The sequence below is a fragment of the Marinobacter sp. Hex_13 genome, from assembly GCF_001566815.1.
GTDB lineage: Bacteria > Pseudomonadota > Gammaproteobacteria > Pseudomonadales > Oleiphilaceae > Marinobacter > Marinobacter salarius.
Genome location: NZ_LSMM01000038.1, coordinates 17410 through 32834 on the forward strand (window position 1 = coordinate 17410; position 15425 = coordinate 32834).

The window sequence follows — 15425 nt, forward strand, 5'->3', positions numbered from 1 at the left end:
CTGTTTTTCTGTAGCAAACTTTTAAGCTAGCACAGCATTTTTAATCTGTCGCATGACCGGAAGATCGTTGTCAGGGACCAACCTCGGGTGCCGGGTCCGGACCGCCCTCGCGGAACTCGCTGGCCGACTTTCCGGTCCACTTGCGGAAGGCACGGCTGAAGTTGGACAGGTCCGCGTAGCCCAGCTCATAGGCGATCTCGCTGACGGACTGATTGGTATAACGCAGCAACTGGATGGCGCGGTCTTTCAGTACCGCTTCGACAATTTCCCGGTAGGTGGTGTCCTTCTCCGCCAGCCGTCGCTTCAGGGTGCGGGACGACACGCAGAAGCGCTCCGCCATGGCCTCCAGGGATGGCAGCGGCCCGGGCATCATGTGGAGCATGTTGCGGATGGCATAGGTGATGTCGCCCTGGTCTTTCAGGGCTTTTTGCAGTTCGAACTCGCACTGGTCCCGTGCCATCCGGGATGCTTCCGCATCCGCCAGGCGCATGCGGGTGTCCAGCAGGCCCTTGGGAAACACCATGGTTTCCTCGGGCTGGCCATACTCGAAAGGTACCGGTAGCTGGGGCGCAAACCTGGGGTAATAGGCCGGCTCCGGAGAAGTCAGTTGTACCTTCACGCCAGGGAGCTTGCCATCCACCAGCGGGAATCCTCGTTTTTCCGCATCCTCCCGGTCGATCAGTTGTTCCGCCAGCATCATCAGCGTGGCACTGACGGTTTCCGCCAGAAAACGGTACTGGGTGGGCACGTCGAACTCGGAGCGCAACCGCACCAACACATGGTCGCCGGTGTCGGTCAGGGTCATAGTGAGGAAGGGCACACGCAACTGCAGGTAGCGCCTTACCGAATCCAGGGCGCCAGCGAGTGTGGGGCTGGTCAGGGCGGCGAAGCCGAGGGTGCCATGGATGGTGACCCGCAGTTCCCGCGCCAGCATGAAGCTCAAGCCGTCTTTGCTGGCCAGGTTCAGAGCCCGATCCACCATTACAATCGCATCGGTGACAAACACCCGGCTGTCATTGGATTTCAGATCCTGGGGCGTGAATGCCATGCCTTCGTACAGAGCACGGTCGTTGTGGCCCAACTGCCGCACCACATCCGCCAGCACCCGGAGGTACACACCGGGAACCAGGAACAGTCCCAACATCTGCCGTTCTTTTTCCGGGCCCGGGTTCGCCATGCAGGTTCCTTTTCGTTGTGTGAGATTTGTTGTGGGAAGACTCACTGCCACCGATGCTATCAGAAGCCCGGCGCAGCCACACTGTGACTGGAGGCACCGGCAACCACGTCAGCATAGTCAATTGAGGCCGCCCCTGGCCCCTAATCCACGATGGCCGTCCCCTTTTCGCATTCAAAGCCCGCGTTGACTCACACACACTGGTCCCATCACATCAGCCATAGCGCCCAAGCGCAGGAGTAACGATATGCTGAGAACGAAAACCACTGAGTCAAAGCCGGTTGCACGCACCCCGGACAACGTTGCCATCAAGCCACAGCGCATGGGGTTTGAATTCGGGGAGAAGGTTCCCCATTACTGGCTGGACAACAGCTATATCCTGAGCCACACCATGAACGCCCTGTCTGTGCTGTTCCCGCAGGGCGAGCAGTTTTTCGTGGATTCGGTCCGCTACTATCAGGATCAGATCAACGATCCCAAGCTGAAAAAAGAAGTCAGAGGCTTTATCGGCCAGGAAGCCATGCACTCGCTGGAACACAAGTCCATGAACCAGCACGTGCGGGATCAGGGCATGCCAGTGGAGGAACTGGAAGAACACCTGGAAGTGGTTTTGGGCATTGCCAAGAAGCTTCCAAAACGGCACCAACTGGCCATCACCTGCGCCCTGGAACATATGACCGCGATGATGGCGGACATGCTGCTGGAGCGCAGCGACGTTCGCGAAGACATGCATGAAACCATGCGCCCGCTGTGGGTGTGGCACGCCATTGAGGAAACCGAGCACAAAGCGGTGACCTACGACGTGTTCAACCAGGTCGGCGGCACCTATGCCGAGCGCACGTTTTACCTGGCATTCAGTACAGCCGCATTGGGCGTGATGGCCAGTTACTTCACCACCCGGATGATGCTGAACGATCCGAAGAACTTCTCACTGAAAGACTCTGCCCGCGGCTTGTGGCGGATGTGGGGCAAAAACGGCACCTTCTCCAGCCTGATCCCCACCTGGCTGGAATACTTCAAGCCGGGATTCCACCCTTGGGACCACGACAACAGCGAACTGATTGCCCGCTTCAAGGAGCAGATCAACGAGTACATTGCCCCGCAGTATCAGAAGGGAAATCGCCGGACTATTCAGTAACCCTGTATGTCAGTAACCCTGGATGATCACTAAGTCCTTGCTGTCGCAAGCGGGCCTTTGACCGGCGAAAGGCCCGCCCTGGCGACCCGATTGCGCCCGGCCCGCTTGCTGCTGAACAGGCAGCGGTCGGCAATCCGGAACAAGGACTCGGCTTCGATGGCATGATCGGGATAATGCGCAATTCCGAACGATGCGGTCACCCGGATCAGGGCATCACCATAAGGAAGTTCGCTGTCGGCAATACGCTGGCGCAACTCGTCCATTAACTGGAACGAATCCTCGAGTTTCACATCCCGCAGAATCAACCCGAATTCCTCTCCGCCCAATCGTCCCACTGCGTCGGTGGTCCGCAGACGTTCGGTGAGCTGCTTGCCAATGTTTTGCAGAACGTGGTCTCCGGCGTCATGGCCCATGGTGTCATTCACTACCTTGAAGTGGTCGATGTCCATAATCACCAGGGCAAATCCCGAGCCACTGCGGGCACACTCTGCGATGGTGCGGGCCAGGGTGCTCTGGAAGTTCGCACGATTGGCCAGCCCTGTGAGTGCATCAGTCTGTGCAAGAGTGAACAATTTTTGCTCGGCTTCCTCACGACGGGCTTCATAAAGATGGATAAAACTCAGCATCAGGATGGCGCAGAGCACCATGTTTAGCAGGTCGATCACGCCGCCGGCATCAGCGACGAACTCCAGGTGGAAGTAGTAAGTGACGCAGCCCGCCACCACGAACGGCGCGCTGAGCAGGAAACCTTCTTTCTTTCCCAGCAGCAAATACGCCAGAACCGGTATCATCAGCACCCACACGAAGGCAGACACCGAGGCTTCGGGTACCAGCATGATCATCAAGGCGAAGGAAAATCCCGTCACCAGATAACTGTAGATCCAGACCTGGAGACGAGGTGTGCGATTGATTCGGGTAACCCCAAAGAAAAGGATAAGGCTCGCAATGAGCTCCCCCGTCGCGAGCCAGATATAGCCGTTCAGAATCTGCAGGCAGCCAAAAACCACCAGTGCAGAGGCGGTCACGAGAAACAGTGCTCGCATCAACGAACGACGGTGGGTGTCCCGGAGGCCTGAGCGGCTTTGTTCAAGCGACGCACCAAGGTCCGGGTGCTGGGGAGTGTTCATGCTGCCTCTTTCCCTGAAATACAGCGAGATTGGAATATCGGTGGCTGTATGCAAAATATACAGCGGCAGTCACTGGGCTTCAATCATCCCGGCGAACTGCCGCGAAACCACCGAAATACGGCAAGCATGAAAAAGGGTTTCAGACGTAAAGATTTTTCCGCGAAAAACGCTCAACCAGAGGCTGGTAGGCGGACCCCAGAACCCGGTTCAGGGCATCGATACCCCAGGCATCGGGCCCGACCAGAATTCGGGATTCATCTTTCAGAATGCCACGGACGATAATATTCGCCGCCTTTTCCGGAGTGGTCATGGCGATCTTGTCGAAGCCCTTGCGCTGGGCTTCGGCGTTCTCCGATTTACCCATACGCGCCGCATTCGCAATGTTGGTGCGGATGCCACCGGGATGAACGCAGCTCACCGCGACCGACTGCTTTTCCAGCTTCATTTCCTGGCGCAGTGACTCGGTAAAGCCACGAACTGCGAATTTAGCCGCGTTATAAGCGCTTTGCTTGGGTACGCCAATAAGTCCGAACACGCTGGAAATATTCACCACGTGACCATCCCCGGAGGCGATCAGGTGCGGCAGGAAGGCCCGGGTACCATGGGCCACGCCCCAGAAATCGATGTCCATGATCCACTTGAAGTCATCGTCGGTCATCTCCCGCACAGATGCGGACAGGGCAACGCCGGCGTTGTTAATCACCAGGTTCACCTGGCCGAAATCCCTGGCGACCTGCTCAGCATGAGCGTAGATGGCATCCCGGTCTGAGACATCCAGGGTATAGGTGCGAACTTCCGCCCCGCTACAGCCAGCTGCGGTTTCCGCAAGGCCTGTCTCGTTGACATCGGAAAGCGCCAGGCGACAGCCCTTTTCCGCCAGTGCCACGGCCAGCGCCCGGCCTATGCCGGAACCCGCGCCGGTAACCACGGCTACCCTGTTGTTCAGATCTTTCATGGACGATGACCTCTTGTTGTGCGATGTGTTGCTTACTCTAACAGGTGTCGGGCCGCTGGATATGGCAAAAGCGCGCCTATGACCGGGGCATTCGGGCCACCCGATACCCGGGGTTCAGCAACACCACGAATATCGTGACTCCGTCCCCACGAATGTGCACAATCCGGGACGACGTTGGCCGGGTTTGGTTACAATCTCCTGGCCAACCCTTTTTCCTGTCACTAGTGGATGTTGCTGTATGGAATGGAGTCTCACGCATTTCTGGCTGATACTCGCCCTCGTATTGAGTCTCGCAGAACTGACGTCTGGTGTGCTGGTGCTACTGGCACTGGGGATCGCAGCTGCTTTAACGGCGCTGTTGACCGCTCTCGGCGCGCCTTTCGAATGGCAACTGGTCGGTATGGGCGTGTTTTCGGGCATTCTGGTACCCATTGCCATTCGCTGGATCAAACCGAGGTTTTCCCCCAAGGGTGTCGCTTACGGGACAACCGGCACCGGCGTCGAGCAGGGCAAGCAGTATCGCACGCTGAAGCGCGATTTTGACGGCGCCAGTGGCATCAAGGTCAACGGCGACTTCTATCGCCTGCGTACCAGCGATACCGGCATGACCGAACTGCCCGCAGGCACCGAGGTTACTTTCGAACGTTTTGACGGCACCACTGCCGTTGTTCACACGATCACTAAAAAGGAGCAGTAAACATGGAAAACGTGGTTTCCCCGGGGCTGGTGATCAGCCTTATTTTCGTCGTCATTGGCATTTTCATCATCGCCAAGGGCCTGGTGATTGTGCGCCAGTCCGAAGTGATGGTGATCGAGCGGCTAGGGTCATTCAATCGCATACTGGAGAGTGGTGTTAACATCATCATCCCCTTCATTGAGCGCCCGCGCGCCATCACCATGACCCGCTACGTGCGCATCGGCGACGAGTATCATCCAAGCAGCAGTTTCGAAACCCGCATTGACCGCCGCGAAACCGTCATGGACTTCCCCGGACAGCCGGTGGTAACCACCGACAACGTCACCGTAAACATCAACGGCGCGCTTTACTACCAGATTATCGACCCACGCCGTGCGGTTTACGAAGTGGCCAACATGAGCCAGGCGGTCGAGGTTTTGGCCAAAACCACCCTGCGCTCCGTGGTGGGTAAGATGGAGCTGGACAAGCTGTTTGAATCCCGTAGCGAAGTGAACAACGCCATCCAGGCCGAAATGGAAGAAGCGGCGTCAAAGTGGGGTGTGAAGCTGACTCGCGTTGAAGTTCAGGACATCAGCATGCCGGAAGAGGTGGAAGAAGCCATGCGCCTGCAGATGGCCGCCGAGCGTAAGCGTCGCGCCACGGTGACCGAGGCCGAAGGTGAGAAGTCCGCCGCTATTGCCATGGCCCAGGGCCAGCGGGAATCCGCCATTCTCAACGCTCAGGGCGACAAGGAATCTGCCATCCTGCGTGCCCAGGGTGAGCAGGAATCCATTCGCCTGGTCTTGAGTGCCATGGGTGACACCGAAGAGAACAAGCAGACCGTTATCGGCTATTTGCTGGGGCAAAGCTACATCAAGGTACTGCCGAACATGGCCAAGGAAGGGGAACGGGTCTTCGTGCCCTACGAGTCATCCGCCCTGCTGGGTTCCATGGGCATGTTCCGGGAACTGGCAGGCAGCCCCGAAGACATCGTGTGCCAGAGCGTGAAACAGGATGGCCTGCGCGGTGGCATGGTGGCGTCAGCCGGCAACAGCTAGAACATCCGGACACTCAGCGGCTTCGGCAACCTCTATTCCAGGAGGTTGTCGAGGGGCCGCTGATAACCCGGCGCAAACACTTCCAGGAAATACATCACTTCCGGCAGGGCGTCATCCTCCAGCTTTTTCAGGATGTGACCCGCCGCAGGCTCAAACTCCTTGTTGCCCGCCTGTATCTCAGCCTGGCATTTCAACAACGCCGAGAGCCGGTCGGCCGCCTTGATCAATTCCTTCTCCTCCTGCTCCCATCCGGATTCGCGAACATAGGGCGCAAAATCCTCCTGCAGGTCCGCCGGTAGCAGCGCCAGTAGCTCGGCCTCCGCCTTGTGCTCGATGTCTCCGAACGCTTCCCGCATAACCTGCGAATGGTATTTGACCGGTGTCGGCATATCGCCTGTAATAACCTCTGTGGCATCATGGTAGAGCGCTGCGGCAGCGATCCGGTCAGCGTTGACCTGCCCGCCAAAATGCCGGTTACGGATAATCGCAAGCGCATGGGCCAGGGTAGCCACCTCCCAGGAATGAGTGGCGACATTTTCCTCAATCGCGTTGCGCATCAGCCCCCATCGCTTGATCCACCGCAGGCGAGACACATAGGCAAAAAAATGACTGAGAGGGCGTTTCATAATGGGCGCTTCACGTTTTGCATGAGTTTATTGTTGGCCTCTTCTGACTAAGATTAAATAGTGGTAATGTGAATGGACGTTCAAACCTTGATGCCGGGAAGCACTCTACCTTGAAACTCCAACTCGGATTAAAGCGCAGACATCCGCTGAAAGTCACCCTTCTGATACTGGGCTTAACACTGACTCTCGGTGTTACAACCACTGTTTCGGCCCAGACCAACATCGCTGTCGGCGTTTATAATTTCCCTCCGGTGGCCAGTGTGAACAGTGAAAACAAGGTGGAGGGCTTACTCGGTGACCTGTTAAGAGAGCTGGATTCAACTAACGACAAGGTCACGTTCCGGATTGTCTACACTTCCCCAAAACGCAGACACCTGGATTTCCACGCCGGATTGTACGACGTTATTTTCTTTGAGAACCCGAGCTGGGGCTGGGAAAACCTGCCTGTTAACGCTACCCGACCAATTCTGATGGACGAAGACGTCTATGTCGCCCTCAACAAACCCGGCCGTGACCAAAGCTTCTTTGACAACGTCACCGAGCGACAGCTCGTTGCTATCTCGGGCTATCACTATGGCTTCGCCGGCCTGTCTACGGATAACGCCGAGCTTGAGAAACGATTCAATATCGAGTTCTCCCATAGCCACAGCCGTAATCTTGACCTGATCAAGGCGGACCGTCCGTCACTGGCCGAAGTGGCTGTGGTCAGTCGCTCCTATCTTCAGAGCCACCTGAACGACAACCCCGAGGACAGTGACAGGTTCCTGGTGTCCGATACCCCCGATCAGACCTATCTCCTCCATATCATGGCACGGGACAACGGCCCCATCGACGCAACCACATTGGAGCAACTGCTGTCGCCGCTGTTCAAAGACGGGCGGTACCAGCAATTTGTCTATAAACGCGACCTCCAGTTGCCGCCGGGCATCCCCGAGCCAGCAGCGCCTTGATCCCAGCCGCTGTCACCGCACATCCAGCTCAAAGCTGACGGTGACAGTGCCGGCCTCATCGGCCGTCGCATCGCGCACAGGGTCAAGCAGGTATACCTGATTTTCTGATGCTCCATGCTCCTGCAGCATTTGCTCCCGGAGCCATACGCCCCGGGATGTTGCCAGGTTGCCCAAAGCCTCCGGTGGCAGTTCCACATCGGCTATCAGTCGCTTCACCAGCGCCTGCTCCCATTCCTGTTCGCCGGGTTCTGCGTTCCCGCCGGCAACGTCGTTTCGGAAAGCTTCCACCGACGCCACGTAATCCGAATCCGCGTACGCCTGCTCAAGCCGGGCGATACGTGTAGACGTGGAAGCTCCATCCGCTATGTCCAGTTGCTCGAACAGTTTCTGCCGCCGTAACGCGTCTCCGTCTGCCTCTGGTGCGACCGCTCCACGAACATTGAGCGCCAGACCAGGGCGTTCATTCAAGGCCTTGCCCAGTGCCTCCAGTTTGACGCCTTCCCCATCGGCAAGCTCGGTGCGCCCCGCTTCAAAACGCACATTGCCCAGTTCTTCTCCCGACAAGCCCGCAAAATCCGCAATCGAACCCAGCATGCTGAATGGCGACGTGGCGGCTTTGGCAACGAGGTTTACGAATGTCCTCATAACAACCTGACCGATACTGAAGTCCGGGCTTTCCAGATCTCCGCTGATGGGCAGGTTGATATCGATGACACCCTGCCGGTCACGCAGCAACGCCAGACCAAGCTTGACCGGTGCACTGACGGCCTCGTCACTCGGAACGGGGCCTCCAAGCTCCAGCCGATCCAGGATGACGCTGTTGGCAGCATCCAGACGGCTGCCGGAAAACTCATAATCCAGATCAAGCTTGAGCTTGCCACTGTCCACGCTGTATCCCAGGTAACGGCCAAAATACGGTGACAGCATGGGCAGAGAGACGTTCTCCATGGTCAGCTTCAGATCGCTGGTATCATCGGTGCCCAGGGCGCCCACGGAACCATCCAGCGTCATGGTTGCCACATCGCCAACCCGCCCCTGGATCGAGATCTGGCCCTGTTGCGGCGCCACGTTGCTAAGCCCGGTTACTGAGCCGCGCAACTGGTCGAACCGGGTTGCGAATGTCGGGTCCAGGGTCCGATCGGTGTAGGAGATGGCACCTTCTTCCAGCATCAGTTGGCCAATGCGGAAGATGAAGCCGGGTTCGCCGTCGCTACTGGTTGTTTCTCCAGCTGGCGCGGATTCGTCCGACGGCGAGGACCTGACAATCCGTTCAACATTATGAGTGCCGTTGCTGTCACGGACCACGTTCACCGCAGGACCCACCAGGGTAATGGTGCCAATCTGCAGCCGTGCCGGCGCGACGTTGTACTCCAATGGTTCCAGGCGCACGCTCTGCCAGCGGATCAGGGGCTGATCGCTGTCGCCAAGACGCATATCCAGGGAGGCCACCTCGCCAGTGCCGCTAAAGGTACCCGTCAGCGGGTCTTGCTGTTGATCCAGATCCAGATTGCCATCGACAGACAACAGGCCATCCCTGACATCCAGGTTCGCCGCCTGGTTGATATAGGCGCCAAACTGCGACAGGGCAATCCCGCTGCCAGACAGCCCGGCTTCCAGCGTGAAAGGTGCCAACGTGGCCTGACCATTGATCGACAGTTTCCCACCACCGTTCAGCGCACCACTGGCGTTGTAATTGACCGGTTCCTCCAGGCGATGGGAGATCTCATCGATGCTGATCGACAGGTCCTCAAGGGCCAGTTCGGCGGGCAGTTGCGGCTGCTCGTCCCGCCAACTGACGGCGCTGTTGGCCAGTTCCACGCCGGCCACCGTCCAGCGGAAAGGCGCTCCTGTGCCAGTGTCGTCACCACCTGATTCGTCCGCACTATTCTGAAGTGGCGCCAGAAGATTGAGCTGGCCGTTCGCATCACGGAGCAGTGACAGGCTGACACCATCGATGTTCACGGTGCCAGTGGACAGCTCCTGTTCGCTAAGCCCGAAACGGATATCACCTACGCTCAGACGATCCGCACTCAGCAGCCCATCATCGGCATCAGCCTCAACGCCGAGATCGACATCGTCGATCGTGAGCTGGCCCTCCGAGGTGGTCAGATACAGTTCACCGGCAGAACGCAGTTCGTACTGCGAGCTAAGGGTCACACTGCCGTTACGAAGCTGATAGGGAAGATAGGGCTTGAGAAAATGCTGCAGGGTTTCATGGGACACGTCACCCAGTTTGAGGAACCCTTTTGAATAGAGAGGGGCGATGCTCAGGTCGCCTTCCCACTCAATGGTCTGGCTGCCGACCGCCGCCAGCAGGTAATAGCTGCTGTCGGCGTCCTCGCGGGGCCAGGTGGCCAGGTCGTTCAAAGCCAGATCCAGGGGCGTAACCCGAAATTCTTCCTGGCCTTGCTGACTGAAATCCCGGAACAGCAGTTCGCCACCCGAGACCCTGATCCGGTCAAAATAGATTCTGGGCGGTTCTCCGGAATCCGCGTCCTCGGGCGCCGGTTGTTCGCCACCCGGATTATGGGCCTGCCAATCCCGGGCGAAGTTGACACTGTAGTCCTCCAGCAAATCCAGGCGAACGTAAGGGTCTTCCAGTTCGATGTCCTGCAGCGCGACAATTCCGGTGAGCAATCGCCAGACCCCGAGGTTGGCATAAAGGCTGTCAAAGGCAACCACCGGTTCGCCTTCAGCGTCCCTGGCCTCCAGGCCAACGGCTTCAACGCTCATGGCGAAGGGATTCACCTGGACCTCTTCAATCTCGGCCTGCCACCCCATGTGTTGTTCCAGCCGCTCCGGCAGCGTTCGCTCCAGCCACCACGGCAATAGCGCAAACCCGGCGATGGCATAGATCACCACCAGAACCAGTACCACTATCGAGATATTTCTGGCAGACAATCGTCGTTTGCGGTTCGCAGGCACCGGGCTCTCCTTGTTGTCCATTGCTGACAGGCGCGATCTGTCGCCAATCTATCCACCAAGGATAGCCCGCCGGTGACCGGTTTGTCAGCCGGATGGGTTGATGAGGAGGGTGATGAGGAAGGTGATGGGGGGTTATAGAGGGTGATGGACTGACATGGGGCAACGAACCCGATATTCTGTTTTCACTGACTCAGGCAACGAAATCCCTCATTCAGGAAACCCGGATGGATATTAGCGATATGCGCCGCGACTTCGAAAGCGAAGGCCTTGAGCGCGATGCCCTTGATGACAACCCCGTCAGACAATTCCAGGTCTGGTTCGAGGATGCCCGTGAGGCCGGCATTCTCGAGCCCAATGCCATGTCACTGGCCACCTCAGGCGGAGACGGCATGCCCGACATACGGACCGTCCTGTTGAAATACTTCGACGACGCCGGTTTCGTGTTCTATACCAACTACGGCAGCCGCAAGGCCCACGAAATGGCAGAAAATCCAAAAGCCGCCCTGCTGTTCCCCTGGATCGGGCTGAACCGCCAGGTGCGGATTCAGGGCCATGTGGAAAAGGTCAGCAAATCCGAATCCCTGAGGTACTTCACCTCTCGCCCCCGGGGCAGCCAGATTGGTGCCTGGGTATCGGAACAGAGCAGGGCGATCAACTCCCGCGGTTTGCTGGAACAGAAAGTGGCCGAGATGAAACGCCGATTCAAGGACGGGGCGATCCCGCTACCCGATTTCTGGGGCGGTTACCGCGTGGTGCCGGAACGAATCGAGTTCTGGCAGGGGCGGCCAAGCCGCCTGCATGACCGCTTTGAATACGTCAGGCAGGACGATGGCTGGCACATCGACCGTCTACAGCCGTAACCCGCACGGCTCCACCAACCTCAGGCGAGAAGGCAGGACTATGGACAATCAACAACGCTGTCCCTGGTGTGGCGATGACCCACTCTACGTTTACTACCACGACACCGTATGGGGCCGCCCCGAATACGACGACCTGGCGCTGTTTGAGAAGCTGTGCCTGGACGGCCAGCAGGCGGGCCTGAGCTGGATCACCATACTCAAGAAACAGGACAACTACCGCGCCGCCTACGACCATTTCGACCCTGAAAAAATCGTCCGTTATGACGAGGCCAAAGTCGACGCCTTGATGCAGGACACCGGCATCGTCCGTAACCGCCTGAAAGTCGAGTCCATCATTCGCAACGCCCGGGGCTACCTGGAGCTACGGGATCAGGGCCACTCGTTCAGAGACTTCCTGTGGTCGTTTGTCGGTGGAGAGCCTATCCAGAATCACTGGCAGCGCTTTGCCGACGTGCCGGTTTACACGCCCGAGGCCGAAGCCATGTCCAAGGCACTGAAAAAACGCGGCTTCAACTTTGTGGGGCCCACCATTGTATATGCCTTCATGCAGGCCACGGGCATGGTCAATGACCACCTCGTTCAGTGCCCTCAACACGCCGCCTGCCGTGAGCTCGCGGACAATGTCTGACTATTATTTCCTCGGCGTTACACGACCGGAATGATCCCAAACGATCCGTTGCTCGTAAGTCCGTGGGTAGCACATCATCCCCGCGTTTTACGGTGAGAGTCATACGGTGAGAATAACCCTGGAAGAACTCAGGCAGTCGACCAACCCGGCCATTGAGTTGGTGGGTACGGAGCCCGCCGCTATCGGACCAATGAGGATTCGGGTTCAGGGGAAGCACTCGTGATTGCCGTCGCCAGACTGGCGATCGTGGTGGGCATTGGCGGGCTGCTACCGTTCCTTGCCGCCATTTTCGGACTCTTTGCGCTGCCTGAACAAAGCCTGGCCATCTCCCGCTATTTCTACCTGTACAGCGCGGGCATTCTGGCCTTTATGGCGGGCATCTACTGGCCACTGGCCATGCAGCTTGAGAATCGCTGCTACCCGATTTCCCCCCTGGTAACCATGTTGTTGAGCCAAGTGTTCTTCATCACCGCCGGCATTGGTCTGCTGCTGCCCATTGCCGGCCAGATCCTGGTTTACACGCTGGCCTATGTCGCGCTGTATGTGGTCGACGCTCGCTGGATGAGGGGTTATTGGCCGGACTGGTATCTGAAGTTGCGGCTGGGACTGACAGCTGTTGTCCTGGCGTGCCAGGTAGCGGCGGGCGCCTGGTTCATTCTGGCCCAGGGCTAAGCCGGTCGATACCGGCCCTGAATACTAGCCCCGGAGCTCGTCGTTAGGGTCGATAAAACGGCCCCGTAACTTTTTCAGGGCGCATTTCTCTATCTGCCGCACCCGCTCCCGGCTTATTCCCAGGTCATCGGAGATCACCTGCAAGGTTTCCGGTTCTGGGAGACCCAGGCCGTAACGCCTGGCCAGGACATCCTTTTCCCGCGTACTCAGTTCCGCCAAGAGAGCGGTCAGTGTCCGTTTGCGGTCACGCTGGGCCATGTCGTGGTCCGGCGCGGACTGATCGTCTGCGCTGAGGCTGTCACCCAGCGTAATGCTACCCTCCGTGCCCACCGGCAGATCCACCGACACTTCCATGCTAGCCAGCGCCCGCAGCTCACCAATGCGGGAAGGCGACACCTCAATCTCCCGTGCCAGTTCGGTCTGCGACGGCGTGCGGCCCAATGTCTGGTGCAGTACCAGGGATTTTTTCTGCAACAGGCGGATTTCATCGACCACGTTTTCAGGGGTATGCACAAGCCGGGTTCCACGCTTCATGCACCGCTTCACCTCTTCGCTGATCCACCAGTAGGCATAGGTCGAGAAACGAAAGCCCTTGGTAGGATCAAACCGCTCCACGGCCTTGATCAGACCGACATTGGCATCCTGAATGACATCCGACATAGGAATGCCGCGGTTGGCGTAGCGCCGTGCGATGTGCACCGCGAGCCGGAGATTGCTGCGAATCAGCCGCTGACGACTTGCGGTGGCGAGATGGTAGGCACGACGACACCGCCTCGAAAAAGCACAGGCGTCGCCCAGGCTTCCAACCACTTCGCGGAATGTCTGAGGGGTGCCTTCCGGCAAGGCCAGCTCGGCAGATATGATCCGATAGCAGAAGGTCAGGCGCCGTGAAAGTCGGCGCTCGCCATCATTGGTGAGCAATTCGTAACGGGACGCATCCCTGAAGTACAGCCCTACCAGGGATTCCGTTTCGCCGGAATGGGCTATGGTCGGAGACGGCCCCGGGCTCTGAACGTCAGTCATGGCACAGGTTCCGATCGCGAATTTCCAGAGAATACGCGCGGAACAGCGTCATGGATCCCCCGTTGCCGGGGGCACAGACTGTCCGTTGTGGCAATTACCGACGTAGAGAAACCAGCAGGTTACGCTGCAACGATCGCGTACTCGTGGTTGTGAGGCTCAATCAGCGCGCCATGAAGCGCCACAATGGTCTTCTCATAGGCGTCTTCGTCCACTACGAACTGGATGTCCACCTGCCGCATGCACTGGTGCAGGGCCAGAACGCTGATATCCTCGTCCGCCAGGGCCTTGACTGACCGAGCCAGGATGCCCGACACCTTGATATCGCTGCCAATGGCAGACACGATCGCCACCTTGCGAGTGCTGATTTCGGCGTTGGGAAATTCGTCTTTCAGCGCCCTGACCACCCGTTTGACGTGTTTGAGCGTACTGTCCACGTAGTGGGTAATGGTGTTGGCGTTGGTGTCCTTGGATACGAAACGCACCTTGAAGCGACCCAGCACTTCCAGAATGCGACGGTCGGAACCGGGCTCACCCTGCATGTCCTGATCGAACACCTCAATGGCAAACACGCCTTTGTTACCCGCGATGATCTCTACCTGAGGCTTCTCACTGACGTAGTCGCCGGTGATCAGGGTACCGGTGTGCTCCGGCTCGAAGGTGTTCATCACCCGCAGCGGAATCTCGTTCTGACGCATGCCCTTGCCAGCGCGCGGGTGGATCGCTTCCATACCGAGGTTCGCCAACTGGTCAGCAACGTCATAGTTGGTGCGCCCCAGGGGGACGACCTTATCCGCACCGACAATGTTGGGGTCCGCGGAACTGAGGTGGTATTCCTTGTGGATGATCGCTTCGCGGGCGTTGGTAATCACCGCGACCCGGCTGAAGGTCATCTCGCTGTAGCCCCGGTCGAAGGTACGCATCAGGCCTTCCTTGCACTGGGCATACCCCGTCACGATCGGCAGCTCACGGCTCAGGTCCACCGCGTCGAATGCCTGCTTGAGCTTTTCATCCAGCGGCAGCAGTTCATTGTCGCGCCACCCGGTCAGGTCCACGAACCGCGCATTGATGCCTTCCTGCTGAAGCTTCAGGGCAGTGTTGAAGGCACTGTGGGCCTCACCGATACCGGCCAGCATTTCACGAACCGTCAGCAGATGCTCCTCAAGCTGGAACTGCCCGTAGGAACACAGACGTTGCAGATCAATCAGGCAGCCGCGAACGCCTTCGATGCGGTCGGTGATGAACTGGTCCGCCTGCTGCTTGAGCATGGGGTCCGGGAACAGCTCGCCATTGATGTCGGTCAGGAACTGAATCAGTTTGGTGAGGTCGTCGCCCCAGGCCCAGTCCGACTCGGCATCGGCGAACAGGGCATAGACACCCGGTTCTCCGGTTTTCTTGTGCTCCAGCAATTCGTCGGTGACACCGCCATAGGCGGAGACCACGAAGATGCGCTGGTACAGGTCGTCCTTGGAGCGCCCGCCGAGAATGATGTTGTCGCGCACCGCCTCATAATTGCTCATGGAGGTGCCGCCGATTTTCTCTACGGTATGTTGTTCGCTAGTCATAATGTTACCGTCGTTATCCTGCAGAATGAGTGTCGGGAGATGGCAGGCGTC

14 protein-coding genes are annotated in these 15425 nt (G+C 58.3%); 7 read left to right on the forward strand and 7 right to left on the reverse strand.

Annotated features, from left to right (window positions below; translation table 11 throughout):
• Positions 1–70: 70 nt before the first annotated feature.
• Positions 71–1177, reverse strand: coding sequence for a helix-turn-helix domain-containing protein (locus AXW11_RS09875; RefSeq protein ID WP_041332839.1), 1107 nt, complete (start codon positions 1175–1177; stop codon positions 71–73).
• Between the two features lie 244 nt (positions 1178–1421).
• Between AXW11_RS09875 and AXW11_RS09880 the strand changes: the two genes are divergently transcribed.
• A complete protein-coding gene (locus tag AXW11_RS09880; protein WP_041332837.1) occupies positions 1422–2312 on the forward strand; it encodes a metal-dependent hydrolase in 891 nt (296 codons plus the stop codon).
• A 29-nt stretch (positions 2313–2341) separates the two neighbouring features.
• Here the strand turns inward: AXW11_RS09880 and AXW11_RS09885 are convergent, their stop codons facing one another.
• Together AXW11_RS09885 and AXW11_RS09890 are read right to left on the reverse strand one after the other, a co-directional pair.
• Positions 2342–3439, reverse strand: a complete 1098-nt coding sequence (locus AXW11_RS09885; RefSeq protein WP_036201928.1) for a GGDEF domain-containing protein — start codon at positions 3437–3439, stop codon at positions 2342–2344.
• A 139-nt stretch (positions 3440–3578) separates the two neighbouring features.
• Positions 3579–4394: an SDR family NAD(P)-dependent oxidoreductase gene (locus AXW11_RS09890; protein ID WP_041332835.1), complete on the reverse strand. Its 816-nt coding sequence runs from the start codon at positions 4392–4394 to the stop codon at positions 3579–3581.
• Between the two features lie 238 nt (positions 4395–4632).
• Between AXW11_RS09890 and AXW11_RS09895 the strand changes: the two genes are divergently transcribed.
• Both AXW11_RS09895 and AXW11_RS09900 read left to right on the forward strand, forming a co-directional pair.
• Complete coding sequence (locus AXW11_RS09895) at positions 4633–5091, forward strand: NfeD family protein (RefSeq protein WP_041332833.1); 459 nt, start codon at positions 4633–4635, stop codon at positions 5089–5091.
• Between the two features lie 2 nt (positions 5092–5093).
• On the forward strand, positions 5094–6128 hold the full coding sequence (locus AXW11_RS09900) for an SPFH domain-containing protein (RefSeq protein WP_091642581.1): 1035 nt from the start codon (positions 5094–5096) through the stop codon (positions 6126–6128).
• Between the two features lie 32 nt (positions 6129–6160).
• On the opposite strand, the gene yfbR is transcribed toward AXW11_RS09900, so the two are convergent.
• Positions 6161–6754, reverse strand: a complete 594-nt coding sequence (yfbR, locus tag AXW11_RS09905) for a 5'-deoxynucleotidase (protein ID WP_041332831.1) — start codon at positions 6752–6754, stop codon at positions 6161–6163.
• A 110-nt stretch (positions 6755–6864) separates the two neighbouring features.
• Between yfbR and AXW11_RS09910 the strand changes: the two genes are divergently transcribed.
• On the forward strand, positions 6865–7704 hold the full coding sequence (locus AXW11_RS09910; protein WP_228301411.1) for a transporter substrate-binding domain-containing protein: 840 nt from the start codon (positions 6865–6867) through the stop codon (positions 7702–7704).
• Between the two features lie 12 nt (positions 7705–7716).
• On the opposite strand, the gene AXW11_RS09915 is transcribed toward AXW11_RS09910, so the two are convergent.
• Complete coding sequence (locus tag AXW11_RS09915; protein WP_258955199.1) at positions 7717–10629, reverse strand: DUF748 domain-containing protein; 2913 nt, start codon at positions 10627–10629, stop codon at positions 7717–7719.
• 224 nt (positions 10630–10853) lie between these two features.
• On the opposite strand from AXW11_RS09915, the gene pdxH reads away from it, so the two are divergent.
• The 3 genes from pdxH to AXW11_RS09930 all read left to right on the forward strand — a co-directional run bounded on the left by pdxH (position 10854) and on the right by AXW11_RS09930 (position 12789).
• On the forward strand, positions 10854–11489 hold the full coding sequence (gene pdxH, locus AXW11_RS09920) for a pyridoxamine 5'-phosphate oxidase (RefSeq protein ID WP_091642588.1): 636 nt from the start codon (positions 10854–10856) through the stop codon (positions 11487–11489).
• Between the two features lie 40 nt (positions 11490–11529).
• A complete protein-coding gene (locus AXW11_RS09925; protein WP_085678077.1) occupies positions 11530–12117 on the forward strand; it encodes a DNA-3-methyladenine glycosylase I in 588 nt (195 codons plus the stop codon).
• A gap of 219 nt (positions 12118–12336) precedes the next feature.
• Positions 12337–12789, forward strand: coding sequence for a DUF3429 domain-containing protein (locus AXW11_RS09930; protein ID WP_041332826.1), 453 nt, complete (start codon positions 12337–12339; stop codon positions 12787–12789).
• A 24-nt stretch (positions 12790–12813) separates the two neighbouring features.
• Here the strand turns inward: AXW11_RS09930 and AXW11_RS09935 are convergent, their stop codons facing one another.
• Both AXW11_RS09935 and AXW11_RS09940 read right to left on the reverse strand, forming a co-directional pair.
• On the reverse strand, positions 12814–13812 hold the full coding sequence (locus AXW11_RS09935) for a sigma-70 family RNA polymerase sigma factor (protein WP_091642590.1): 999 nt from the start codon (positions 13810–13812) through the stop codon (positions 12814–12816).
• 119 nt (positions 13813–13931) lie between these two features.
• A complete protein-coding gene (locus AXW11_RS09940; protein WP_075196330.1) occupies positions 13932–15374 on the reverse strand; it encodes an aspartate kinase in 1443 nt (480 codons plus the stop codon).
• Between the last annotated feature and the right edge of the window lie 51 nt (positions 15375–15425).

Coding starts and splice junctions, on each gene's coding strand:
- AXW11_RS09875 (WP_041332839.1), bottom strand. CDS start 1,177: ATGGCGAACCCGGGCCCGGAAAAAGAACGGCAGATGTTGGGACTGTTC.
- AXW11_RS09880 (WP_041332837.1), top strand. CDS start 1,422: ATGCTGAGAACGAAAACCACTGAGTCAAAGCCGGTTGCACGCACCCCG.
- AXW11_RS09885 (WP_036201928.1), bottom strand. CDS start 3,439: ATGAACACTCCCCAGCACCCGGACCTTGGTGCGTCGCTTGAACAAAGC.
- AXW11_RS09890 (WP_041332835.1), bottom strand. CDS start 4,394: ATGAAAGATCTGAACAACAGGGTAGCCGTGGTTACCGGCGCGGGTTCC.
- AXW11_RS09895 (WP_041332833.1), top strand. CDS start 4,633: ATGGAATGGAGTCTCACGCATTTCTGGCTGATACTCGCCCTCGTATTG.
- AXW11_RS09900 (WP_091642581.1), top strand. CDS start 5,094: ATGGAAAACGTGGTTTCCCCGGGGCTGGTGATCAGCCTTATTTTCGTC.
- yfbR (WP_041332831.1), bottom strand. CDS start 6,754: ATGAAACGCCCTCTCAGTCATTTTTTTGCCTATGTGTCTCGCCTGCGG.
- pdxH (WP_091642588.1), top strand. CDS start 10,854: ATGGATATTAGCGATATGCGCCGCGACTTCGAAAGCGAAGGCCTTGAG.
- AXW11_RS09925 (WP_085678077.1), top strand. CDS start 11,530: ATGGACAATCAACAACGCTGTCCCTGGTGTGGCGATGACCCACTCTAC.
- AXW11_RS09935 (WP_091642590.1), bottom strand. CDS start 13,812: ATGACTGACGTTCAGAGCCCGGGGCCGTCTCCGACCATAGCCCATTCC.
- AXW11_RS09940 (WP_075196330.1), bottom strand. CDS start 15,374: ATGACTAGCGAACAACATACCGTAGAGAAAATCGGCGGCACCTCCATG.